A 24,269-nucleotide genomic window follows, 5' to 3' on the forward strand; every position below is an offset into this window, starting at 1 on the left:
CGTATCCGGCGCCAGGCCAGCGTCTGGCGCCGGAATGCTGAGAACGTATGAAGATCCTGACCGGGCGCGTGCTGCAAAATGGCTTGATGGCGGTGTTTTTACTGGCGCTGCTGCTGGCCGCGATTCGGCTGTGGCCGCATCCGCCCCTGTGGCAGGGGCTGCCGCAGTCTTCCGTTTATTATGACAGGCACGGCGCGTTGCTGCGCATCACGCTGGCCAACGACGATCGTTATCGGCTGTGGACCCCGCTGGATCAGGTGTCGCCGCTGGCGGTGCGCGGGCTGCTGCTGCACGAGGATCGCTGGTTCTACTACAACCCCGGCTTTAACCCCGTCAGCCTGATGCGCGGCTTCTGGCGCAGCTATGTCGCCGGCGGCAAAATGCAGGGCGGATCGACCATCAGCATGCAGCTGGCGCGGATGCGCTGGCATCTCAATACCCGCACGCCGGGCGGCAAGCTGCTGCAGGTGCTGCGTGCGGTGCAGCTGGAGCTCAGCTATTCCAAGCGCGATATCCTGGAAGCCTACCTGAATTACGCCCCCTACGGCCGCAACATTGAAAGCATCGGCGCCGCCAGCCTGATCTATTTCGCCAAGTCGCCGAAGGCGCTGACCTTGCCGGAGGCGCTGACGCTGGCGGTGCTGCCGCAGTCGCCCAGCTACCGTCTGGAGCCGAAAACCGGCGTGCTCGGTGCCGCATTGACGCAGGCGCGCAACCGTCTGTTCCAGCGCTGGCAGCAGGTTTACCCGACCGACGCCAGCCAGCAAACGCTGTTCCGCCTGCCGCTGGCGCTGCGGCAGCCTGAGCAAGTACCCTATATCGCGCCGCACTTTATCGAACAGCTACGCCTGCAGACGCAGCAACTGGTGCAGCGTGATACGCGCGTCGACACTACGCTGGACGCCGGGTTGCAGCGGCTGGTCGAGCGGCAGGTCAACGCCTTTATCGCCCGCAACCGCAGCCGCGGCATTCAAAACGCCGCGGTGCTGCTGGTGGACAGCCGCGATATGGGGGTGCGTGCGCTGGTGGGATCGGCGGACTATTACCATCGGCCGATCCAGGGGCAGGTAAACGGTACCAACGCCAAGCGCTCGCCGGGTTCGACGCTGAAGCCGTTCATCTACGCGCTGGGCATGGAGCAGGGCGTGCTGCATCCGATGACTATCCTCAAAGACGTGCCTTCGTCGTTCGGCGCCTATGCGCCGGAAAACTTCGACCGGCGCTTTCTCGGCCCGGTGACCGCCACCGATGCGCTGAATTTCAGCCGCAACATTCCGGCAGTGTATGTCGCCTCGCAGCTGCGCCAGCCGACTTTTTATCAGTTCTTACGCCTGACCGGCGTCGCCAATATGGCCAATGAGAGCCACTATGGGTTGTCGCTGGTGCTGGGCGGCGGCGAGGTAACGGCGCAGGAGCTGGCGAAGCTGTATGCGCTGTTGGCGAATCGCGGCGAGCTGCGGCCGCTTCGCATGCAGCTGAACGAGACCGAACCGACGCCGATTCGGCTGTTGAGCGAGGAGGCCAGTTTCATCACGCTGGATATGCTGCGCCAGCACCGGCGGCCGGGCGATACGCTGGCACAGCGTTCTACTTCGCTGCCGGTGTACTGGAAGACCGGGACTTCGTGGGGCTTTCGCGACGCCTGGAGCGTCGGGATTTTCGGCCCTTACGTGCTGGTGGTGTGGGAAGGTAACTTCGACGGGCGCGGCAACAATGCGTTGGTCGGCGCCGAGGCGGCCGCGCCGCTGTTCTTTAATATCATCGACAGCGTCAATGCCAGCTACCCTGGCCTGCGTGAACCGAAACATCCGTTCCCCAAACGGCTGCGGCGGGTAGAGATTTGTCTCGCCAGCGGCGATTTGCCAACGCCGTGGTGCCAGCAGAAGGGCAAGACCTGGTTCATTCCCGGCAAGTCGCCGATCAAGGTAGACAGCGTCTATCGGCCGGTGGTGCTGGATATTCACAGTGGCGAGGTCGTCTGTCCGCCGTATGACGCGGCGCAGACCCGCACCGAAATTTTTGAATTCTGGCCTTCCGATTTGGCCAACGTGTTCGCCCAGGCCGGGCTGCCGAAGCGGGCACCGCCGGTCAACCGCTGCAAGGACAACGGCATCGCCGTCGGCGGCAACGCGCCGCGCATCACCTCGCCGTTGAAAAATACCACCTACACCCTGCGCCAGTCGCAGCAGGGGCGGGACAAAATTGCCTTCAATGCGGTAACGGACGCCGACAGCAAGACGGTGTACTGGTTCGTTGACGATATTTATCTCGGCAGTAGCGCCAGCAAAAAGCCGATCGACTGGCGGCCGATCAACAACGGGCGCTATCGCATTCGGGCGGTGGACGATCGCGGCCGCGCCGATACGCGTCTGGTGACCATCGAATGGGTGAATTAGCGCTGAGCCGCACGCCTGTTATACTCGCGCCCGAAACGGCTATTTATCTGGGAAAGCGATGTGATTGAGATTTTGTATCAGGATGAACACCTGGTGGCGGTGAACAAACCGTCGGGCTGGTTGGTGCACCGCAGTTGGCTGGACCGTCATGAAACTCGCTTCATGATGCAAACGGTGCGCGATCAGCTCGGGCAGCACGTCTTTACCGTGCACCGTCTCGATCGCCCGACGTCCGGCGTGCTGCTGATGGCGCTCTCCAGCGAGGTGGCGCGTCTGCTGTCGCAGCAGTTCGAGCAGCATCAGGTGCAGAAAACCTACCATGCGGTGGTGCGCGGTTACGTGCAGGAGGGGGCGACCCTCGACTACCCGCTGACGGCGGAGCTGGACAAAATCGCCGATAAACATGCCGATGCCGACAAGGGGCCGCAGCCGGCGGTGACGCACTACCGGCCGTTGGCGCAGGTAGAGATGCCGGTGGCCGTCGGCCGCTACGACAGCGCACGTTACAGTCTGGTGGAACTGCAGCCGGAAACCGGCCGCAAGCACCAACTGCGGCGCCACATGGCGCACCTTCGCCATCCGATCATCGGCGACAGCAAGCACGGCGATCTGCGGCAGAACCGCGGGATGGCACAGCATTTCGGCTGCCCGCGCCTGATGCTGCACGCCAGCCATCTGCAGCTGACGCACCCGGTGACCGGCGAGCCGCTGCAGGTGACGGCGCGCTGGGACGAAGACTGGCAAGGGGTGATGACGCAGTTCGGCTGGGCGGGGGTATTCCCTGAACTTGCCGGGGTTGAGTTTAGCGCGGCTAACGGTCAGGATAGCTGACAATTTTTAAAGGTAATGAAGGGAGTAGGAGCCATGGCTCAGGTTGGTATCTTCGTGGGAACGGTCTACGGCAATTCGCTGCTGGTGGCGGAAGAGGCGCAAAACATCCTCAGCGAGCAGGGCCATGAGGTCAAACTGTTCGAAGAGGGCACGCTGGAGGCCTGGCAGTTTTATCGTCAGCACTACGCGCTGGTGATCACCTCCACTACCGGGCAGGGCGATTTGCCGGACAGCATCGCGCCGCTGTTCCACGCCATTCGCGATCAGGTTGGCTATCAGCCGGAACTGCGCTACGGGCTGATTGCCCTCGGCGACAGCAGCTATGACAACTTCTGTGGCGCGGGGCGCACGTTCGACGCGCTGCTGCAAGAGCAGGGTGCCACCCGCGTTGGCGAAGTGCTGGAGATCGATGCGATGGAACAGCCGGAGCCGGAAGTGGCCGCTTGTCCGTGGGTCGAGCAGTGGGGCACGCTGCTGCAGTCATAATGTAAAAAGGCGCCGCGAAAGGGCGCCTTGGCGATGATGCGGGTCAACCGATCCGCATTACTTGCCGCGGGTGAGTTTTTCCAGATCGGATTCGATCTCGGCAATCTTGTGCGACACCACGCCTTCGAGATGGCGCAGATCGTCGAGGATTTTACGCTTCAGATCCACTTCCACCTGATCGCGCTGGCACAGCTGATCCAGTTCGTCGATCACGTAACGCAGGTTCGGGTTGATCTCGTGAATTTCCTTGTAGCCCTGGCCGGCGTTGTCCGCCACCACGGTTTTACGCTGGCGCGGGTACTTGAACTTCACGCTCTTGGCGAAGAACTCGCCTTTGTCCTTGCGGAAATAGATCTTGAGGATGTCGTTGTTGGCCTCTTGACGCAGGCTATAGCGATCGACGTCTTCCGGTTGATTGATGCCCAAACTCTTTAAGTTATCGTACATACTGCGCCCTCTTTAGATGTGATCGTTATATTCCACGACTGCAATTATGGCGGAAAGCGAGATCTGCGACTGTGACTGCCAGCGAAACGCAGACAAAAAAATAGCGGGTGAATCACCCGCTATTTCAATTTAGTCGATAGTACGCAATAACTCATTAATGCCGACTTTACCGCGCGTTTTGGCATCGACTTTCTTGACGATCACCGCGCAGTACAGGCTGTAAGAACCGTCTTTCGACGGCAGGTTACCGGAAACCACCACCGAACCTGCCGGCACGCGGCCGTAATGGATTTCGCCGGTCTCGCGGTCATAGATGCGGGTGCTCTGGCCGAGGTATACGCCCATCGAAATCACCGAGCCTTCTTCCACGATCACGCCTTCCACCACTTCGGAGCGCGCGCCGATGAAGCAGTTGTCTTCGATGATGGTCGGGTTGGCCTGCAGCGGCTCCAGCACGCCGCCGATGCCGACGCCGCCGGACAGGTGAACGTTTTTGCCGATCTGCGCGCAAGAACCGACGGTGGCCCAGGTATCGACCATGGTGCCTTCGTCGACGTAGGCGCCGATGTTAACGTAAGACGGCATCAGCACGGTGTTGCGCGCGATGAACGCGCCCTGGCGCACGGTGGCCGGCGGCACAACGCGGAAACCTTCCTTCTGGAAGCGCGCTTCGTCGTAGTCGGCGAACTTCATCGGCACCTTGTCGTAGTAGCGGGTTTCCGCGCCGTCCATCACCTTGTTGTCGTTGATGCGGAAAGAGAGCAGCACGGCTTTCTTCAGCCACTGATGGGTGACCCATTGACCGTCGATCTTCTCGGCGACGCGCAGGGCGCCGCTGTCCAGCAGGCCGATCACCTGGTTTACCGCTTCGCGCGTTACGGTGTCTACGTTCGCCGGGGTGATGTCCGCACGGCGCTCGAAGGCGCTTTCAATAACGTTCTGTAATTGCTGCATGCTGTTCTCTTTCCTGATGTTGTCGGTAAAAAGTTACTTGTATCACATTTTATCGTTGGGGGTGAGGGCCTCTGTCAACCGTTGCTCCAACTTTCTGCGCGTTTCTTGGTCGAGCGCGCGCCGCTCGCCGTCTGCCAGGATAAACAAATCCTCGACCCGCTCGCCGATGGTGGAAATGCGCGCGCCGTGCAGCGACAGCCCCAGGTCGGCGAACACTTCGCCCACCCGAGCCAGCAGGCCGGGCTGGTCGAGCGCGGTCAGCTCCAGGTAGCTGCGACGGTCGGTGTGGGTCGGCAGGAAAGTGACCTCGGTCGGCACGCTGAAGTGGCGCAGCTTGGAAGAGGGCCGGCGCACGCGCGGCGGCTGATACTCCCGCTGGGTGATAGCCTGCAGCAAGGCTTGACGGATCGCCGCGTGGCGATCCTGCGCCAGCGGGCTGCCGTCCGGTTCCAGCACGATAAAGGTGTCCATCGCCATACCGTCGCGGTTGGTGAAGATCTGTGCGTCGTGCACGCTGAGGTTGCGGCGATCCATCTCCCCGGCGACGGCAGCGAACAGGTAAGGGCGATCCGGGCTCCAGATGAAGATCTCGGTGCCGCCGCGCGTCGCCTGGCGGCTGACCAGCACCAGCGGCTGGGTGGAGTCGTGGGCCAGCAGATGGCGGGCGTGCCAGGCCAGCTGATTCGGCGAGTGGCGCAGGAAATAGTCGGCGCGGCAGCGGCTCCAGATGCGATGCAGCGCCTCTTCGTCGATGTTGTCCATGCGCAGCAGCGCCAGCGCCTGCAGGCGGTGATGGCGTACGCGTTCGCGCAGATCCGGGCTGTTCTGCATGCCGCGGCGCAGCTGCTTCTCGGTGGCGAAGTACAGCTCGCGCAACAGGCTCTGCTTCCAGCTGTTCCACAGGGTTTCGTTGGTGGCGCAGATGTCGGCCACCGTCAGGCACACCAGGTAACGCAGCCGGGTTTCGCTCTGCACTTCGCTGCTGAACTGCTGGATCACCGTCGGATCCTGGATGTCGCGGCGCTGCGCGGTGACCGACATCAGCAGGTGGCAGCGCACCAGCCAGGCCACCAGTTGGGTTTCTCGCGAGTTGAGGCCGTGCAGTTCGGCGAACTCCACCACGTCTTCCGCGCCGAGGATCGAGTGATCGCCGCCGCGCCCTTTGGCGATATCGTGGAACAACGCCGCCAGGAGCAGCAGTTCCGGGTGTGGCAGGCGTGGGTACAGCTCCACGCACAGCGGATGGCGTGGCCGGGTTTGCGCATCGGCGAAGCTCTCCAGCTTTTGCAGCACGCGGATGGTGTGTTCATCGACGGTATAGGCGTGGAACAGATCGAACTGCATTTGCCCGACGATCTTGCCCCACTGTGGCATATAGGCCCACAGCACGCTGTGACGGTGCATCGGCACCAGCGCGCGCGATACCGCGCCGGGGTGGCGCAGGATGGCCATAAACAGATCGCGCGCTTCCGGGATGGTGCACAGCGGCTGTTTCAGGTGACGGCGCGCGTGGCGCAGCTGCCGCACGGTGGTGGAGTAAATGCCCTTGATCTCGCGGTTGCGCACCATCAGGTAGAACATGCGCATGATGGCTTGCGGCTCGCGGATGAACAGCGTTTCGTCGCGCAGATCGATCAGATCGCCGCGCAGCTGGAAATCGTCGTTCAGCGGGCGCGGCTTCTCGGTGGCGTCCAGCGCCAGAATAGCTTCGTCGAACAGCTGCAGCAGCATGTGATTCAGCTCGCTGACGCGCCGCGTCATGCGGTAGAAGTCTTTCATCATGCGCTCGACCGGCTCGTTGCCTTCGCCTTCATAGCGCAGCAGCTGCGCCACGCTGAGCTGGCGATCGAACAGCAGACGGTTGTCGTAACGCGGCAGCACCAGATGCAGCGCAAAGCGGATGCGCCACAGGAAGCTCTGGCATTCATTCAGTTCGTTGCGCTCGGCCTGGGTGAGGAAACCGAAACCGACCATTTCGTCCAGCGAGGTGGCGCCGAAGTGGCGGCGCGCCACCCACAGCAGGGTGTGGATGTCGCGCAGGCCGCCGGGGCTGCTTTTGATATCCGGCTCCAGGTTATAGCTGGTACCGTGGTAGCGCTGGTGGCGCTCCTGCTGCTCGTTGGTCTTGGCGTGGAAAAACTGTGGCGAAGGCCAGAAGCCGTCGCTGAAGATATGTTTTTGCATCTGCAGGAACAGCGCGACGTCGCCGCAGATCATGCGCGACTCGATCAGGTTGGTGGCCACGGTCAGATCCGCCAATCCCTCCAGCAGGCACTCTTCCAGGGTGCGCACGCTGTGGCCGACCTCCAGCTTGAGATCCCACAGCAGGGTGATGAACTCGCCCACCCGCTGCGACTGGTGCTCAGTCAGCCGGCGCTGGCTGAGCACCAGCACGTCGATATCCGACAGCGGATGCAGCTCGCCGCGGCCATAGCCGCCGACCGCCACCAGCGCGGTTTCCGGGATATCTTCGAAACCGTAGAAGGTCCACAGCCGGCGCAGCAGGCGATCGATGAAGTCGCTGCGCGCCGCCACCAGGCTTTCGGCGCTGGCGCCGGCGTCGAATGCCGCCGCCAGCCACAGCTGGAACTGCTCCAGCCGCTGTTTCAGCACCGGGCAGGTGAGCTCGTCGTCGCCGTAGGCGCTGGGAGAGACGGGTGGCATCGGCACGGCCGGGGCCGCCTGTTGAAGGAGATTGTCAGACATAGTGCGCAGCCCATAAAAAAGGCCGGCAAAAGCCGGCCTGGTGATATTCTGCACGCGGCGTTCACCGCGGTGCTTACATCTCGTGCGTAATGATGTTGGGGATGGTGTCATCCTTGCGCAACGTCATTATCTCGCAGCCGTTATCAGTGACCACAATAGTATGCTCATACTGCGCCGACAAGCTGCGATCTTTGGTTTTTACCGTCCAGCCGTCTTTCATGGTGCGGATGCGGTAGTCACCGGCGTTGACCATCGGTTCGATGGTGAAGGCCATGCCAGCCTGCAGCACTACGCCGCCGTCATCGGCATCATAGTGCAGCACCTGCGGCTCTTCGTGGAACACTTCGCCGATGCCGTGGCCGCAGTACTCGCGCACCACGGAGAACTTTTCGGCCTCGACGAATTGCTGGATAGCCTTGCCCAGGGTGCGCAGGCGGATGCCCGGCTTGACCATCTTCAGCGCCAGATACAGGCTTTCCTGAGTGATGCGGCACAGGCGCTCGCCCAGAATGGTCGGTTTGCCGACGATGAACATCTTTGAGGTGTCGCCGTGGAAACCGTCTTTAATCACGGTCACGTCGATATTGACGATGTCGCCGTCTTTCAGCGTTTTGTCGTCGCTCGGGATGCCGTGGCACACCACTTCGTTCACCGAGATGCACACGGATTTCGGGAAGCCGTGGTAGCCGAGGCAGGCGGAAATGGCCTGCTGTTCGTTGGTGATGTACTCGTGACAGATACGGTCCAGTTCGCCGGTGGTCACGCCAGGTTTGACGTGCGGCTCGATGATCTCCAGCACTTCGGCGGCCAGACGGCCGGCCACGCGCATTTTTTGGATGTCATCAGGTGTTTTAATTGAGATTGCCATGAAATTTGTCCGCAGGTGTCGTTATCGTCGACAATAAGAAGCAGTGACTTATGGTATCAGCCCGGCCGGAGGCTGCCAAATTTCATTTCCCGACGCCCGGCGAAAAGCAACAAAAGTTGGTGTCGGTGACGGGTTTATGGTATAAAGCGCGCCGGCGATCCGCGACTTGGTTCTTGTGACCTGGCAGGAATTGGCCGAAAATACTTTAACTGCACTCATTTTGTGTAAATAACACACACGTATCGGCACATCCGCCGGGGTGCCCTGAGGTGACTTGTCGCCGCCAGGGTCGGCGTTATGGGATACGTGGAGGCATAACCCCAATTAATCTATAGAGGTTTAATCATGGCAACTGTTTCCATGCGCGACATGCTCAAGGCTGGTGTTCACTTTGGTCACCAGACTCGTTACTGGAACCCGAAAATGAAGCCTTTCATCTTCGGCGCTCGTAACAAGGTTCACATCATCAACCTGGAGCAGACCGTACCAATGTTCAACGCCGCTCTGGCTGAACTGAGCAAGATCTCTTCCCGTAAAGGCAAGATCCTGTTCGTTGGTACCAAACGCGCAGCAAGCGAAGCGGTAAAAGACGCTGCGAACAGCTGTGACCAGTTCTTCGTGAACCACCGCTGGTTGGGTGGCATGCTGACTAACTGGAAAACCGTTCGTCAGTCCATCAAGCGTTTGAAAGACCTGGAAATCCAGTCTCAAGACGGCACCCTGGACAAGCTGACCAAGAAAGAAGCGCTGATGCGCACTCGTGAACTGGCCAAGCTGGAAAACTCCCTGGGCGGTATCAAGGATATGGGCGGTCTGCCAGACGCACTGTTCGTTATCGATGCCGATCACGAGCACATCGCGATCAAAGAAGCCAACAACCTGGGTATCCCGGTATTCTCTATCGTTGATACCAACTCCAACCCAGACGGCGTTGACTTCATCATCCCTGGTAACGACGACGCAATCCGTGCAGTAAACCTGTACCTGACTGCTGTTGCTGCCGCTGTGCGTGAAGGTCGTTCTCAAGATCTGGCCGTTCAGGCGGAAGAAGGCTTCGTAGAAGCTGAATAATAAGGCAAGCTCGTCACTGAGCCCTTATTAACCAGGTATTGACATATGTTGGTTAGGGGGGCCTGTAAAGGCCCCCTTTGCTTATCTGAATGAGAACTGTCTCCACGCGAGATAACCGAGGAAAAATAAATGGCTGATATTACCGCTGCCCTGGTAAAAGAACTGCGCGAGCGTACCGGCGCTGGCATGATGGATTGCAAGAAGGCGCTGGTTGAATCCAACGGCGACATCGAACTGGCAATCGAAAACATGCGTAAGTCCGGTGCGATCAAAGCCGCTAAAAAAGCAGGCAACGTAGCTGCTGACGGCGTGATCAAAACCAAGATCGAAGGCAACTACGGCATCATTCTGGAAGTTAACTGCCAGACTGACTTCGTAGCAAAAGACGCCGGTTTCCAGGCGTTCGCCGACAAAGTGCTGGATGCCGCTATGGCTGGCAAAATCACCGACGTTGACGTGCTGAAAGCACAGTTCGAAGAAGAGCGCGTAGCGCTGGTGGCAAAAATCGGCGAAAACATCAACATTCGTCGCGTTGCTTCCCTGGAAGGCGACGTGCTGGGCAGCTACCTTCACGGCGCGCGTATCGGCGTTCTGGTTGCGGCTAAAGGCGCTGACGAAGAGCTGGTTAAGCAAATCGCAATGCACATTGCGGCGAGCAAGCCAGAGTTCGTGAAGCCAGAAGACGTGTCTGCTGAAGTGGTAGAAAAAGAGTACCAGGTTCAGCTGGACATCGCCATGCAGTCCGGCAAGCCAAAAGAAATCGCAGAGAAAATGGTTGAAGGCCGCATGAAGAAATTCACCGGCGAAGTTTCTCTGACTGGTCAGCCTTTCGTTATGGATCCGAGCAAATCTGTTGCTCAGGTGCTGAAAGAGCACAACGCTGACGTGACCAACTTCATTCGCTTCGAAGTGGGCGAAGGCATCGAGAAAGTCGAAACCGACTTCGCTGCTGAAGTTGCCGCGATGAGCAAACAGTCTTAATGACTGTCGATGGAACCGCCGTCTGGCGGTTCCATACTATCCAGCCAGAATTACACCGGTGGCAGGCCCTGCAGCGTGATACTCACCTCAGGCGCGTTTCATCGGCTGAAATCCCCAATACTAATACTGCTTCTTAGGACAGAACACCATGGCAACCAATGCAAAACCCGTATATCAGCGTATTCTGCTTAAACTGAGTGGCGAAGCCCTGCAAGGTGCAGAAGGTTTTGGTATCGACGCCAGCGTTTTGGATCGCATGGCTCAGGAAGTGAAAGAGCTGGTCGAACTGGGAATTCAGGTCGGTGTAGTTATTGGCGGCGGGAACTTGTTCCGCGGCGCGGGCCTGGCGCAAGCCGGCATGAACCGCGTAGTGGGCGACCACATGGGAATGCTGGCTACCGTGATGAACGGCCTGGCTATGCGTGATGCACTGCACCGTGCCTATGTGAACGCCCGCCTGATGTCAGCGATCCCGCTGAACGGCGTATGTGATAATTACAGCTGGGCAGAGGCTATCAGCCTGCTGCGCAACAACCGCGTGGTGATCTTCTCCGCCGGTACCGGCAACCCGTTCTTTACCACCGATTCTGCCGCTTGCCTGCGCGGTATCGAAATCGAAGCGGACGTGGTGCTGAAAGCCACCAAAGTGGATGGCGTATACTCCGCCGATCCGGTGAAAAACCCGGATGCGACGCTGTATGAACAATTAACCTATCAGGACGTGCTGGAGCGCGAGCTGAAAGTGATGGATCTGGCGGCGTTTACGCTGGCCCGCGATCACGGTCTGCCGATCCGCGTGTTCAACATGAACAAGCCTGGCGCACTGCGCCGCGTGGTGATGGGTGAGAACGAAGGTACGCTGATCAGCAAATAAGGCTGTTCACACCCCTTTTTCGGCGCGCGTGACGCCAGGCGCCGCGCGCTCTCCGAGTACGATTACGGGCTATACTTGAGTATCGCCTGCCAAGTAACCAGCTTCCAAGGGTTTGCAACGTGACTAATGAAATCAGAAAAGATGCTGATTCACGCATGGAAAAAAGCGTAGAAGCATTCAAAAATCAAATCAGCAAGATCCGCACCGGCCGCGCTTCTCCAAGCATTCTGGACGGCATCATGGTGGAATACTACGGCGCCGCTACGCCGCTGCGCCAGCTGGCCAACGTGACCGTGGAAGACTCCCGCACGCTGAAAATCAACGTGTTCGACCGCAGCCTGAGCCAGGCCGTTGAGAAAGCGATCATGAGCTCCGATCTGGGCCTCAACCCGTCTTCCGCCGGCTCTGACATTCGCGTTCCGCTGCCTCCGCTGACCGAAGAACGTCGTAAGGATCTGATCAAGATCGTACGCGGCGAAGCCGAGCAGGGCCGCGTAGCGGTGCGTAACGTGCGTCGCGATGCTAACGACAAGGTCAAGGCGCTGCTAAAAGACAAAGAGATCAGCGAAGACGAAGAACGTCGTTCACAAGACGAGATTCAGAAAATGACCGACGCTTACATCAAGCTGGTCGATGCCGCGCTGGCAGAGAAAGAAAAAGAGCTGATGGATTTCTAATCAGCATCGCGCAGAAAAAAAGCGTCGCCTGGGCGGCGCTTTGTTTTTTGTGGCGCAGATCCCGTTTCATCGTACTGAAAGATCATGGACAAGCGGTGTCCAAGGTTCCACACTGGAGCACCTCCGATCTCATCAGACAGTTATTCAGAGTGAACTCATGAAGCAACTGACCATTCTTGGCTCGACCGGCTCGGTAGGGACCAGCACCCTGGCCGTGGTCAGGGCGAATCCCGACCGTTTTGCGATCAAAGCACTGGTGGCCGGCCGCAACGTCGCGGTCATGGCGCAGCAATGCATGGAATTCCGGCCCGCCTTCGCCGCGATGGCAGAGGAAAGCGCCGCGCGCGAGCTGCGCGCCATTCTGGCGGAAAACGGCGTCGCTACCGAGGTCTTGGCCGGAGAACAAGCGGCCTGCGAACTGGCGGCGTTGGATGACGTCGATCAAGTGACGGCGGCCATCGTCGGTGCCGCAGGGCTGTTGCCGACGCTGGCGGCGATCCGCGCCGGCAAGCAGGTACTGCTGGCCAACAAAGAGTCGCTGGTCACCTGTGGCCGTCTGTTTATGGACGCGGTGCGGCAAAGCCAGGCGCAGCTGCTGCCGCTCGACAGCGAGCACAACGCGATTTTTCAGAGTTTGCCTGAGAACATTCAGCGTCAGTTGGGATACTCTTCACTGGGCAGTCATGGCGTTTCGCGCATCGTGCTTACCGGCTCTGGCGGCCCGTTCCGCACTACGCCGCTGGAGCAGTTCGCCGCGATGACCCCGGATCAAGCCTGTGCCCATCCGAACTGGTCGATGGGCCGCAAGATCTCGGTGGATTCTGCCACCATGATGAACAAAGGTCTGGAATACATTGAGGCCCGCTGGCTGTTTAACGCCTCGGCCGAGCAAATGGAAGTGATCCTGCATCCGCAGTCGGTGATTCACTCGATGGTGCGCTACGCCGATGGCAGCGTGCTGGCGCAACTGGGTACGCCGGATATGCGCACGCCGATCGCTCACGCGATGGCGTATCCGCAGCGCGTAAACTCCGGCGTGGAAGCGCTGGACTTCTGCCGCATCGGTTCGCTGACCTTCGCCGAACCGGAGTGCGAACGCTATCCTTGCCTGTATTTGGCAATCGAAGCGTTCGACGCCGGCCAGGCGGCGACCACCGCACTGAACGCGGCCAATGAAATTGCCGTGGCGGCATTTTTGCAGCAGCAGATTCGCTTTACCGACATTGCCGCGGTCAACCGGCAGGTCGTCGAGCGCCTCGCGCTGCAGGAACCGACGTGCATCGAAGCGGTCTTAGACATTGACCGCCAGGCGCGCGCCGTCGCCGAGCAGCGCGTTCGCGCGTTGTGCAGTTGAGCACGGCGATTATCCGATTTTGCTCGTAATTCGCGTATGCCGCAGCGGGGTCGTTTGTTCATGCCCCGCTGAGGTGGTATAGTCTGCGCCACCTGTCAGCGGTTATACCGTTGAATTATGGCCCGATTGGCGCTCTGTGCGCCAATGGCGATCCGGCGGTGTCGGGTATCGCGAGGGCTGGTTGAAAGCCGTGTCGGGCACACGGCTTTTTTTGCGCGTAAGGGCCTGATGTTCCGGAAAGGCAGTTATATTTCTATTGAGGAAATAAGTACGAGTTATGTCGTCCGCAAACCAACAAGAGGCTAATCCATCTTCCCCGGGGCCGCGCCATGTCGCCATTATCATGGACGGTAACGGACGCTGGGCCAAACGTCAGGGCAAGTTACGTGTCTTCGGTCATAAAGCAGGGGTGAAATCGGTTCGCCGCGCGGTCAGTTTTGCCGCCAGCCACCATTTAGATGCACTCACGCTTTATGCCTTCAGCAGCGAAAACTGGAACCGTCCGGTGCAGGAAGTCTCCGCACTGATGGAGCTTTTTGTCCGCGCTTTGGATAGTGAAGTAAAAAGCCTGCATAAACATAACGTCAGGCTGCGAGTGATCGGCGATATCAGCCGATTCAGCGCGCGTTTGCAGGAGCGGATCCGCCGCTCTGAAGCGCTGACGGAAAATAACGATGGCCTGACGCTCAATATCGCTGCCAACTACGGCGGCCGTTGGGATATCATTCAGGGAGTAAGGGAACTGGCCGAACGGGTACGGGTAGGGGAGTTGCACCCGGATCAGATCAGCGAGGAATTATTGAGCGAGCGGGTTTGCATGAGCGACCTGGCGCCGGTGGATCTGGTTATCCGCACCGGTGGCGAGCATCGCATCAGTAACTTCCTGCTGTGGCAAATCGCCTATGCTGAACTTTACTTTACTGATGTGCTCTGGCCTGATTTCGATGAACTTGTCTTTGAAGGTGCGCTGAATGCATTTGCACAACGTGAGCGCCGCTTCGGGGGAACAACACCTATCGGCGCCGATGCGTCCTAGGGAGAACTTTTGCTGAAGTATCGCCTCATAACTGCTCTGATTTTAATCCCGATCGTTATCGCGGCGCTGTTCCTGTTGCCGCCGCTGGCCTTTGCTCTGGTAACGCTCGTCGTGTGCATGTTAGCAGCCTGGGAGTGGGGCCAACTGGCCGGTTTTACCTCCCGTTCGCAGCGCATCTGGCTGGCGATACTGTGCGGTTTTCTGCTGGCGCTGATGATGCTCAGCGTTCCCGCGTACCATCAATCCGTGCCGCAGGTAAGCGGCTCGCTGTGGCTGTCGCTGGTCTGGTGGCTGGCAGCGCTGCTGCTGGTGCTGTTTTACCCCGGTTCGGCCGCCATCTGGCGCAACTCGCGCCCGCTGCGCTTGCTGTTCGGCCTGCTGACCATCGTGCCGTTCTTTTGGGGCATGCTGGCGCTGCGCCAGTATGGCTACGAGCAAAACCCGTTTACCGGTGCCTGGTGGCTGCTGTACGTGATGCTGCTGGTGTGGGGCGCGGATTCCGGCGCCTATCTGTTCGGCAAGCTGTTCGGCAAGCATAAGCTGGCGCCGAAGGTCTCGCCGGGCAAAACCTGGGAAGGGCTGATCGGCGGGTTGTTGACGTCGGCGGTCATTTCCTGGCTGTTCGGCCGCTATGCGCCACTGAACGTGGTGCCGACCACCCTGTTGGTCTGCTCGGTGCTCGCCGCGCTGGCTTCGGTGCTGGGCGATTTGACCGAGAGCATGTTCAAACGCGAGGCGGGCATCAAGGACAGCGGTCATTTGATCCCCGGTCATGGCGGCATACTGGATCGTATCGACAGCCTGACCGCGGCGGTGCCGGTGTTTGCCTGCCTGATGCTGTTGGTGTTTTAATCCGTCGATGACGGAAAGTGAGGGATGATGGTCAGCGTGCTTTGGAACCTGGTGGCGTTTCTGATTGCGCTCGGTATCTTGATAACCGTGCACGAGTTCGGACACTTTTGGGTTGCCCGCCGTTGCGGCGTGCGCGTTGAACGCTTCTCCATCGGCTTCGGTCGCGCGCTGTGGCGCCGCACCGATCGCCAGGGCACCGAGTACGTCATCGCCTTGATTCCGCTCGGCGGCTACGTGAAGATGCTGGACGAGCGCGTGGAGTCGGTGGCGCCGGAAATGCGCCATCAGGCCTTCAACAACAAAACCGTCTGGCAGCGCGCGGCCATCATCAGCGCCGGTCCCATCGCCAACTTCCTGTTTGCTATCCTTGCCTACTGGCTGGTGTTCATCATCGGCGTGCCGAGTTTCCGCCCGGTGATCGGCGAAATCGCGCCGCAATCGATCGCCGCCAAGGCCGAAATTTCGTCTGGCATGGAACTAAAGTCGGTTGACGGCATCGAAACGCCTGATTGGGAGTCAGTTCGTCTGGCGCTGGTGGCGAAGATTGGCGATGCGCAAACCGAAGTCGGCGTCGCGCCGTTCGGCTCTTCGCAGGTAGTGACTAAAACCCTGGATTTGCGCCAGTGGAACTTTGAGCCGGACAAGCAGGATCCCGTTGTTGCGCTGGGCATTATGCCGCGCGGCCCGCAGATTGAATCCGTGTTGGCGGAAGTGCAGCCTGACTCGGCGGCGCAAAAGGCGGGTTTACAAGCGGGGGACAGGATCGTTAAAGTCGATGGTCAGCCGTTGGGTCGTTGGCAGACGCTGGTGAAGCGTATCCACGATGGCCCGGGGCAACCGCTGGCTTTGGAGATTGAAAGAAACGGCGCCCCCTTGTCTTTGACGCTGATACCGGATACAAAGCCGGTGGGAAAAGACAAATCGGTGGGGTTTGCAGGCATCATTCCAAAGGTGTTGCCGCTGCCGGACGAGTATAAGACGATTCGCCAGTATGGACCGTTCCCGGCGCTGTATCAGGCCGGCGACAAGACCTGGCAGCTGATGCGGCTGACGGTCAACATGCTGGGCAAATTAATAACCGGTGATGTAAAGCTGAACAACCTGAGTGGCCCGATCTCGATTGCACAGGGAGCAGGGGCATCAGCCGGAGTCGGGTTCGTGTATTATCTGATGTTCCTGGCGTTGATTAGCGTCAACCTGGGGATCATCAACCTGTTCCCATTACCGGTGTTAGATGGTGGGCATCTCCTCTTCCTGGCGATAGAAAAGCTGAAGGGTGGGCCGGTTTCCGAGCGAGTACAGGACTACAGCTACCGCATAGGTTCGATCGTGCTGGTGTTGTTGATGGGTCTTGCACTTTTCAATGATTTTTCCCGCCTTTAGGGGCGGGGATAGGTTAGGAAGAACGCATAACAACGATGGCGATGAAAAAGTTGCTCATAGCGTCGCTGCTGTTTGGCAGCGCCACCGTATACGGTGCAGACGGGTTCGTAGTGAAAGATATTCATTTCGAAGGCCTGCAGCGAGTCGCCGTCGGTGCGGCGTTACTCAACATGCCGGTTCGCGTCGGCGATACCGTCACTGACGATGACATCAGTAATACTATCCGAGCCTTGTTTGCCACCGGCAACTTCGAGGACGTGCGCGTACTGCGCGATGGTAATACGTTGATCGTGCAGGTGAAGGAACGTCCTACCATCGCCAGCATCACCTTCTCCGGCAACAAGTCGGTGAAGGATGACATGCTCAAGCAGAACCTGGAAGCCTCCGGCGTCCGGGTGGGCGAGGCGCTCGACCGCACCACGATCTCCAGCATTGAAAAAGGGCTGGAAGACTTCTACTACAGCGTCGGTAAATACAGCGCCTCGGTGAAAGCCGTGGTTACGCCGCTGCCGCGCAACCGTGTCGACCTGAAGCTGGTGTTCACGGAAGGGGTCTCCGCCAAGATTCAACAAATCAACATCGTCGGCAACCATGCCTTCACCAACGACGAACTGATCTCGCGCTTCCAGCTGCGTGATGAGGTGCCGTGGTGGAACCTGGTCGGCGATCGCAAATACCAGAAGCAAAAACTGGCGGGCGATCTCGAAACCCTGCGCAGCTTCTATCTGGATCGCGGCTATGCCCGCTTCAACATCGATTCTACCCAGGTGAGCCTGACGCCGGATAAAAAAGGCATCTACATCACCATCAATATCACCGAAGGCGATCAGTACAAGCTTTCCGATGTTGTCGTGAACGGCAACCTGGCCGGCCACTCGGCGGAAGTCGCTCAGATCACCAAGATCGAACCGGGCGAGCTGTATAACGGCAGCAAGGTGACCAAAATGGAAGACAACATCAAAACGATGTTGGGCCGTTATGGTTACGCCTATCCGCGCGTCGGCACTCAGCCGGAGATCAACGACGCGGATAAAACCGTCAAGCTGCACGTCAACGTCGACGCGGGCAACCGCTTCTATGTGCGTCGCATCAAGTTTGAAGGCAACGACACCAGCAAGGATTCCGTACTGCGTCGCGAAATGCGCCAGATGGAAGGCGCCTGGCTCGGCAACGAACAGGTCGAGCAGGGTAAAGAACGCTTGAACCGCTTGGGCTACTTCGAAACGGTTGACGTGGAAACCCAGCGCGTGCCGGGCACCGCCGATCAGGTCGACGTAACCTACAAGGTGAAAGAGCGCAACACCGGTACCTTTAACTTCGGCGTCGGCTACGGCACCGAGAGCGGCGTCAGCTTCCAGGCCGGCGTGCAGCAGGACAACTGGTTGGGTACCGGCTACTCGGTCGGCATCAGCGGCACCAAGAACGACTACCAAACCTATACCGAATTCTCGGTCACCAACCCGTACTTCACCGTTGACGGTGTGAGCCTGGGCGGCCGTGTATTCTACAACGACTTTAAAGCGGATAACGCGGACCTGTCCGACTACACCAACAAGAGTTACGGTGTTGACGGCACGCTGGGCTTCCCGATCAACGAAAACAACTCGTTGCGTACCGGCCTGGGCTACGTCCACAACGGTCTGTCGAACATGCAGCCGCAGATCGCCATGTGGCGTTATCTCGACTCGATGGGCGTGGATGCGAACAAGACCGACCGCGCCAGCTACTCGACGGACGACTTTACCCTGAACCTGGGGTGGACCTACAACAACCTGGACCGCGGCTACTTCCCGACGTCGGGTAACCGCACCACGTTGAACGGCAAGGTCACCATTCCGGGCTCGGACAACGAATACTACAAGGTGACGCTGGACAGCGTACAGTACGTACCGATCAACGACGATCGCACCTGGGTGCTGTTGGGTCGCGGCCGTCTGGGTTACGCGGATGGGCTGGGCGGCAAGGAAATGCCGTTCTACGAGAACTTCTATGCCGGTGGTTCAAGCACCGTGCGTGGCTTCCAGTCCAACACCATTGGTCCGAAGGCGGTGTACTACAACTCCAATTCGTACCAGTGCCAGTTCAACGCCGGCAGCACCACCGCGCGTCAGAGCATCTGTAGCTCGGATGACGCGGTGGGCGGTAACGCCATGGCAGTTGCCAGCCTGGAGCTGATCACTCCGACGCCGTTCATCAGCGAGAAATACGCCAATTCCGTGCGGACGTCGCTGTTCATCGATGCGGGTACCGTGTGGGATACCAAGTGGAAGAATACCGACGAAACGCTGATGTACGGCGTGCCTGACTACAGCAAAGCGGGCAATATTCGTTCCTCCGCCGGTATCGCGCTGCAGTGGATGTCACCGCTGGGGCCGTTGGTGTTCTCTTACGCCAACCCGATCAAGAAATACGAAGGCGACAAGTCCGAACAGTTCCAGTTTAACATCGGTAAGACCTGGTAACGGGTCTCGCCTCTGGGCATAACAGTTATTAAGAATCGCAATGGCCAGGCGCCTACCGGCAGAGGGAGATGATTCTCATTGTGTGGTGGGATAAGTCTGGCAAATTGTGTACTTCAGTGTCATATGACACAAATGGGTGATGGTAAGGAGTTTATAGTGAAAAAGTGGTTGTGTGCCGCAGGCCTCGGTTTAGCAATGGCTGCTTCAGCTGGCGTTCAGGCAGCAGATAAGATCGCTGTCGTTAACGTCTCCAGCATTTTCCAACAGCTGCCGGCCCGCGAAGCGGTCGCTAAACAGCTGGAAAACGAGTTTAAAGGCCGTGCAAGCGAACTCCAGAACATGGAACGTAGCCTGCAGACCAAAATGCAACGTCTGCAGCGTGACGGCGCTACCATGAAAGCCAGCGACCGCAGCAAGTTGGAAAAAGACGTGATGGCGCAACGCGAGCAGTTCTCTCAGAAAGCGCAGGCTTTCGAGCAGGACAACCGTCGTCGCCAGATGGAAGAGCGTAACAAAATCCTGAGCCGTATCCAGGATGCCGTGAAATCTGTCGCCAGCAAAGGCGGTTATGACGTGGTGATCGATGCCAACGCCGTTGCCTATGCAGACTCTTCCAAAGATATCACTGCTGACGTGCTGAAACAGGTTAAATAACACATGCTTTCAATTCGACTGGCTGATTTAGCGCAGCAGTTGGATGCACAATTGCACGGTGATGGCGATCTCGTCATCACCGGCATTGCTTCTATGCATTCGGCACAGCCTGGCCAAATCACGTTTTTGTCAAACAGCCGCTATCAAGAGCAGCTGTCTTCCTGCCAGGCAAGCGCCGTGGTGCTTACCGAAGCGGATTTACCACACTGCCGTGCTGCGGCGCTGGTGGTTAAGAACCCTTACCTGACCTATGCGCGCATGGCGCAGCTGATGGACACCACGCCGTCGCCGGCCCAGGATATCGCGCCAAGTGCGGTGATCTCGCCTGAAGCGCAGCTGGGGCACAACGTCGCCATTGGGGCGAACGCGGTGATTGAGTCGGGTGCGGTGCTTGGCGATAACGTGGTTATCGGCCCGGGCTGCTTCATCGGCAAACACGCACGCATCGGCGCGGGAACGCGTCTGTGGGCGAATGTCACGATTTATCATGCGGTTGAAATCGGCCAGCGTTGCCTGATCCAGTCGGGCACCGTGATCGGCGCAGACGGTTTCGGCTATGCGAATGAGCGCGGCGAGTGGATCAAAATCCCTCAACTGGGCACGGTGATTATCGGCGATCGCGTCGAAATCGGCGCTTGCACCACCATTGACCGCGGCGCTTTGGATAACACCCAAATCGGGAATGGTGTTATCATCGACAACCAATGCCAGATTGCACATAACGTTGTGATTGGCGACAATACCGCCGTCGCCGGCGGTGTGATCATGGCCGGTAGCCTGAAAATCGGCCGCTACTGCCAGATCGGCGGTGCCAGCGTGATCAACGGTCACATGGAAATTGCCGACAAGGTTGTTGTTACCGGAATGGGAATGGTTATGCGACCAATCACCGAACCTGGGGTATACTCTTCGGGCATTCCGTTGCAGCCTAACAAGGTTTGGCGTAAAACCGCTGCGTTGGTGATGAATATCGATGAGATCAGCAAACGCTTGAAAGCTGTCGAACGTAAAGTCGGAAAAGACTAATCATTGCCGCCCGCCCTGGCGGGTACAAAACGAAACGCGTTGGTCGTGAGACCAAAAGCGCAAAGAGATGTTAATTTGCGGCCTGCATGATGATCTCCTTTTGGGGTCAGCGCAGGCCGTGTTGTTGATGCCATCAGTTTTTAGAGACAGGAAGAGTATTTTGACTACTGACACTCATACTCTGGATATTGCAGAAATTTTGGATCTGCTTCCTCACCGTTATCCATTCTTGCTGGTCGACCGCGTCCTCGAGTTTGAAGAGCACAAATATCTGCGTGCGGTGAAGAACGTATCGGTGAACGAACCGTTTTTCCAGGGCCACTTCCCTGGCAAACCGATTTTCCCAGGCGTATTGATCTTGGAAGCCATGGCGCAGGCCACCGGTATCCTGGCGTTTAAAAGCGTCGGTAAACTGGAGCCGGGCGAGCTGTATTACTTCGCCGGTATCGACGAAGCACGCTTCAAGCGCCCAGTGGTGCCAGGCGATCAGATGGTCATGGAAGTCACCTTCGAGAAAACTCGCCGCGGCCTGACTCGCTTCAAAGGCGTAGCGACCGTTGACGGTAAAATTGTCTGCGAAGCAACCATGATGTGTGCCCGCAGCCGGGAGGCTTAATCCGTGATTGACCAAACCGCCTTTATCCATCCTAGCGCGATAGTCGAAGAGGGCGCCGTGATCGGCGCCAACGTGCATATCGGCCCTTTCTGCTATGTCGGCTCCCAGGTGGAAATCAGCGCCGGCACGGTGCTGAAATCCCACGTGGTGGTGAACGGCATTACCAAGATTGGCTGCGATAACCAGATTTATCAGTTCGCTTCCATCGGTGAAGTGAATCAGGATCTGAAATACGCAGGCGAACCGACGCGCGTTGAAGTGGGCGATCGCAACCGCATCCGCGAAAGCGTCACCATTCACCGCGGCACCGCGCAGGGCACCGGCCTGACCAAAGTGGGCAACGATAACCTGCTGATGGTCAATGTGCACGTTGCCCACGACTGTGTGGTCGGCAATTCTTGCGTGTTGGCCAACAATGCCACGCTGGCGGGGCATGTGGAAATCGACGATCACGCCATCATTGGCGGCATGACGGCGATCCATCAGTTCTGCATTATCGGCGCGCATGTGATGGTAGGCGGTTGTTCCGGCGTCGCTCAGGACGTGCCTCCTTTCGTCATCGCGCAGGGCAACCACGCGACGCCGTTCGGCGTCAACGCGGTCGGCCTGAAGCGTCGCGGTTTTGACAAGGATGAAATGCAGGCGATCCGCAATGCCTACAAAATCCTGTATCGCAGCGAGAAAACGCTGGATGAAGCGAAAGCGGAAATCGAAGCCCTGGCCAAAGAGCAGCCGGTGGTGCAGCAGTACCTCGATTTCTTCACCCGTTCTACCCGCGGCATCATTCGCTGAGTTATGTCGAATCGTCCATTGACTATCGGATTGGTCGCCGGAGAAACCTCCGGTGACATTCTCGGCGCCGGTTTGATCCGCGCGCTCAAGGCGCAGATCCCCGACGCGCGTTTCGTTGGCGTCGCCGGCCCGCTGATGCAGGCCGAAGGCTGCGAAGCCTGGTACGAAATGGAAGAGCTGGCGGTCATGGGCGTGGTGGAAGTGCTCGAACGCTTGCCACGCCTGTTGAAGATCCGCAAGGATCTCACCCGCCGCTTCGGCGAACTGCGGCCGGACGTGTTTGTCGGCATCGACGCGCCGGACTTCAACATCACGCTGGAAGGTCGCCTCAAGCAGCGCGGCATCCGCACCATTCACTACGTCAGCCCTTCCGTGTGGGCCTGGCGGCAAAAGCGCGTTTTCAAAATTGGCAAAGCCACCGATCTGGTGCTGGCCTTTCTCCCTTTCGAAAAAGCGTTTTACGATCGCTTCAACGTGCCTTGCCGGTTTATCGGCCATACCATGGCGGACGCCATGCCGCTGCAGCCCGATCGGCTGGCGGCGCGCGCTCAACTGGGTATCGCTCCGCAGGCGCGCTGCCTGGCCTTGCTGCCTGGCAGCCGCGGTGCCGAAGTCGAGATGCTGAGCGCCGACTTCCTCAAAACCGCGCAGCTGCTGCGCACGCGGTATCCCGAGCTGGAAGTGGTGGTGCCGCTGGTTAACGCCAAACGGCGCGAGCAGTTTGAGCGCATCAAGGCGGAAGTGGCGCCGGATCTGACGGTACACCTGCTGAACGGCCAGGGGCGCGAGGCGATGATCGCCAGCGACGCGGCGCTGCTGGCGTCCGGCACCGCGGCGCTGGAGTGCATGCTGGCCAAGTGTCCGATGGTGGTGGGCTATCGCATGAAGCCGTTAACTTTCTGGCTGGCGCAGAAGCTGGTGAAAACGCCTTACGTTTCGCTGCCGAACCTGCTGGCGGGGCGCGAAATCGTCACCGAGCTGCTGCAGCATGACTGCGTGCCGGACAAGCTGGCCGCCGCCGTGATGCCGCTGCTGGAAGAGAGCCCGGAAACCGAAGCGCTGAAACAGACTTTCCTTACCTTGCACCAAAGCATCCGTTGCGGTGCTGACGAACAGGCCGCTCAGGCTGTGTTGGAGCTGGCGAAAGCATGATTGAACCCTTTATCTATCCCACTGCCACGCTGATTGCCGGTGTGGACGAAGTGGGCCGTGGCCCGTTGGTTGGTGCGGTGGTTACCGCCGCCGTAATCCTCGATCCGGCACAGCCGATCGTCGGGCTGGCGGACTCCAAGAAACTCAGTGAAAAACGCCGCCTGGCGCTGTATGACGAAATCGTTGCTAAGGCGCTCTCCTGGAGCCTGGGGCGCGCCGAGCCGGCGGAAATCGACCAGCTGAACATTTTGCACGCCACCATGCTGGCGATGCAGCGCGCGGTGGCCGGGTTGCATATCGCGCCGGACATGGTTTTAATCGACGGTAACCGTTGCCCGAAGCTGCCGATGCGTTCGCAGGCGGTGGTGAAGGGCGACAGCCGCGTGGCGGAGATCAGCGCGGCGTCCATTCTGGCGAAGGTCACGCGCGATCGCGAAATGGCCGAGCTGGACAGCGAGTTCCCGGACTACGGTTTCGCGCAGCATAAAGGCTACCCGACCGCCCTCCACCTGGAGCGGCTGGCCGCGCTGGGCGCCACCGAGCACCACCGCCGCAGCTTCGCGCCGGTGAAAAGGGCGCTGGCGCTGTAGTCTGCGGGCCTGGTTGACCAGGCTCGACGATAGCATTAACCCGGGCTCAGCCTGCTGAGCC

The 24,269-nt window shown here is 59.0% G+C and carries 22 protein-coding genes; 18 read left to right on the plus strand and 4 right to left on the minus strand.

The window, feature by feature from the left end; all coding sequences use genetic code 11:
- Positions 1-47: 47 nt before the first annotated feature.
- From pbpC to FHU12_RS01420, 3 genes are read left to right on the plus strand one after another with little or no spacing between them, the layout of a single operon-like run.
- The gene (pbpC, locus tag FHU12_RS01410) at positions 48-2,396 is read left to right on the plus strand and encodes a penicillin-binding protein 1C (RefSeq protein ID WP_141966963.1); all 2,349 of its coding nucleotides are present in this window, start codon (positions 48-50) and stop codon (positions 2,394-2,396) included.
- A gap of 60 nt (positions 2,397-2,456) precedes the next feature.
- Positions 2,457-3,227, plus strand: coding sequence for a tRNA pseudouridine(65) synthase TruC (truC, locus tag FHU12_RS01415; RefSeq protein WP_043139895.1), 771 nt, complete (start codon positions 2,457-2,459; stop codon positions 3,225-3,227).
- 33 nt (positions 3,228-3,260) lie between these two features.
- Positions 3,261-3,713, plus strand: coding sequence for a flavodoxin (locus tag FHU12_RS01420; protein WP_103830293.1), 453 nt, complete (start codon positions 3,261-3,263; stop codon positions 3,711-3,713).
- A gap of 57 nt (positions 3,714-3,770) precedes the next feature.
- Here FHU12_RS01420 and FHU12_RS01425 read toward each other — a convergent pair whose 3' ends face one another.
- The 4 genes from FHU12_RS01425 to map form a co-directional block, all read right to left on the minus strand.
- Positions 3,771-4,160: a DUF3461 family protein gene (locus FHU12_RS01425; protein WP_006318690.1), complete on the minus strand. Its 390-nt coding sequence runs from the start codon at positions 4,158-4,160 to the stop codon at positions 3,771-3,773.
- Positions 4,161-4,289: 129 nt separating this feature from the next.
- Positions 4,290-5,114 (minus strand): 2,3,4,5-tetrahydropyridine-2,6-dicarboxylate N-succinyltransferase, encoded by an 825-nt coding sequence (gene dapD, locus FHU12_RS01430; RefSeq protein WP_004931932.1) that lies wholly within the window; start codon positions 5,112-5,114, stop codon positions 4,290-4,292.
- A gap of 42 nt (positions 5,115-5,156) precedes the next feature.
- Positions 5,157-7,820 (minus strand): bifunctional uridylyltransferase/uridylyl-removing protein GlnD, encoded by a 2,664-nt coding sequence (gene glnD / locus FHU12_RS01435; RefSeq protein WP_141966966.1) that lies wholly within the window; start codon positions 7,818-7,820, stop codon positions 5,157-5,159.
- Between the two features lie 73 nt (positions 7,821-7,893).
- Positions 7,894-8,688: a type I methionyl aminopeptidase gene (gene map, locus FHU12_RS01440; protein ID WP_141966968.1), complete on the minus strand. Its 795-nt coding sequence runs from the start codon at positions 8,686-8,688 to the stop codon at positions 7,894-7,896.
- Between the two features lie 345 nt (positions 8,689-9,033).
- Here map and rpsB point away from each other — a divergent pair, with 345 nt between their 5' ends.
- The 15 genes from rpsB (at position 9,034) to rnhB (ending at position 24,208) form a co-directional block, all read left to right on the plus strand.
- Positions 9,034-9,759 carry a 30S ribosomal protein S2 gene (rpsB, locus tag FHU12_RS01445; RefSeq protein ID WP_016929891.1) on the plus strand — a complete coding sequence of 242 codons (726 nt, stop codon included), beginning with the start codon at positions 9,034-9,036 and terminating at the stop codon, positions 9,757-9,759.
- Between the two features lie 129 nt (positions 9,760-9,888).
- Positions 9,889-10,740 carry a translation elongation factor Ts gene (gene tsf, locus FHU12_RS01450; RefSeq protein ID WP_033644872.1) on the plus strand — a complete coding sequence of 284 codons (852 nt, stop codon included), beginning with the start codon at positions 9,889-9,891 and terminating at the stop codon, positions 10,738-10,740.
- Positions 10,741-10,888: 148 nt separating this feature from the next.
- Complete coding sequence (gene pyrH / locus FHU12_RS01455) at positions 10,889-11,614, plus strand: UMP kinase (protein WP_004931940.1); 726 nt, start codon at positions 10,889-10,891, stop codon at positions 11,612-11,614.
- A 119-nt stretch (positions 11,615-11,733) separates the two neighbouring features.
- The gene (frr, locus tag FHU12_RS01460; protein WP_004931943.1) at positions 11,734-12,291 is read left to right on the plus strand and encodes a ribosome recycling factor; all 558 of its coding nucleotides are present in this window, start codon (positions 11,734-11,736) and stop codon (positions 12,289-12,291) included.
- Positions 12,292-12,448: 157 nt separating this feature from the next.
- Positions 12,449-13,645, plus strand: a complete 1,197-nt coding sequence (gene ispC, locus FHU12_RS01465) for a 1-deoxy-D-xylulose-5-phosphate reductoisomerase (protein ID WP_141966970.1) — start codon at positions 12,449-12,451, stop codon at positions 13,643-13,645.
- Positions 13,646-13,922: 277 nt separating this feature from the next.
- A complete protein-coding gene (ispU, locus tag FHU12_RS01470; protein ID WP_141966972.1) occupies positions 13,923-14,681 on the plus strand; it encodes a (2E,6E)-farnesyl-diphosphate-specific ditrans,polycis-undecaprenyl-diphosphate synthase in 759 nt (252 codons plus the stop codon).
- Positions 14,682-14,690: 9 nt separating this feature from the next.
- Positions 14,691-15,533, plus strand: coding sequence for a phosphatidate cytidylyltransferase (gene cdsA / locus FHU12_RS01475; protein WP_141966974.1), 843 nt, complete (start codon positions 14,691-14,693; stop codon positions 15,531-15,533).
- Positions 15,534-15,560: 27 nt separating this feature from the next.
- Positions 15,561-16,916 carry a sigma E protease regulator RseP gene (gene rseP / locus FHU12_RS01480; protein ID WP_070913929.1) on the plus strand — a complete coding sequence of 452 codons (1,356 nt, stop codon included), beginning with the start codon at positions 15,561-15,563 and terminating at the stop codon, positions 16,914-16,916.
- Positions 16,917-16,951: 35 nt separating this feature from the next.
- A complete protein-coding gene (gene bamA, locus FHU12_RS01485) occupies positions 16,952-19,378 on the plus strand; it encodes an outer membrane protein assembly factor BamA (protein ID WP_141966976.1) in 2,427 nt (808 codons plus the stop codon).
- A 156-nt stretch (positions 19,379-19,534) separates the two neighbouring features.
- Positions 19,535-20,032, plus strand: coding sequence for a molecular chaperone Skp (gene skp, locus FHU12_RS01490; protein ID WP_004931958.1), 498 nt, complete (start codon positions 19,535-19,537; stop codon positions 20,030-20,032).
- Between the two features lie 3 nt (positions 20,033-20,035).
- Entirely contained in the window at positions 20,036-21,058 is a 1,023-nt protein-coding gene (gene lpxD, locus FHU12_RS01495) for a UDP-3-O-(3-hydroxymyristoyl)glucosamine N-acyltransferase (protein ID WP_141966978.1), read from the plus strand.
- A 160-nt stretch (positions 21,059-21,218) separates the two neighbouring features.
- Positions 21,219-21,674 (plus strand): 3-hydroxyacyl-ACP dehydratase FabZ, encoded by a 456-nt coding sequence (gene fabZ / locus FHU12_RS01500; RefSeq protein WP_004931962.1) that lies wholly within the window; start codon positions 21,219-21,221, stop codon positions 21,672-21,674.
- Positions 21,675-21,677: 3 nt separating this feature from the next.
- Entirely contained in the window at positions 21,678-22,466 is a 789-nt protein-coding gene (lpxA, locus tag FHU12_RS01505) for an acyl-ACP--UDP-N-acetylglucosamine O-acyltransferase (RefSeq protein ID WP_141966980.1), read from the plus strand.
- A gap of 3 nt (positions 22,467-22,469) precedes the next feature.
- The gene (lpxB, locus tag FHU12_RS01510) at positions 22,470-23,618 is read left to right on the plus strand and encodes a lipid-A-disaccharide synthase (RefSeq protein WP_141966982.1); all 1,149 of its coding nucleotides are present in this window, start codon (positions 22,470-22,472) and stop codon (positions 23,616-23,618) included.
- Positions 23,615-24,208 (plus strand): ribonuclease HII, encoded by a 594-nt coding sequence (gene rnhB, locus FHU12_RS01515; RefSeq protein ID WP_141966984.1) that lies wholly within the window; start codon positions 23,615-23,617, stop codon positions 24,206-24,208. Before lpxB ends, rnhB begins: the two co-directional genes overlap by 4 nt.
- The last annotated feature ends 61 nt before the right edge of the window (positions 24,209-24,269 follow it).

Origin of the sequence: Serratia marcescens (assembly GCF_006715005.1) — a bacterium.
GTDB classification, from domain to species: Bacteria; Pseudomonadota; Gammaproteobacteria; order Enterobacterales; family Enterobacteriaceae; genus Serratia; species Serratia montpellierensis.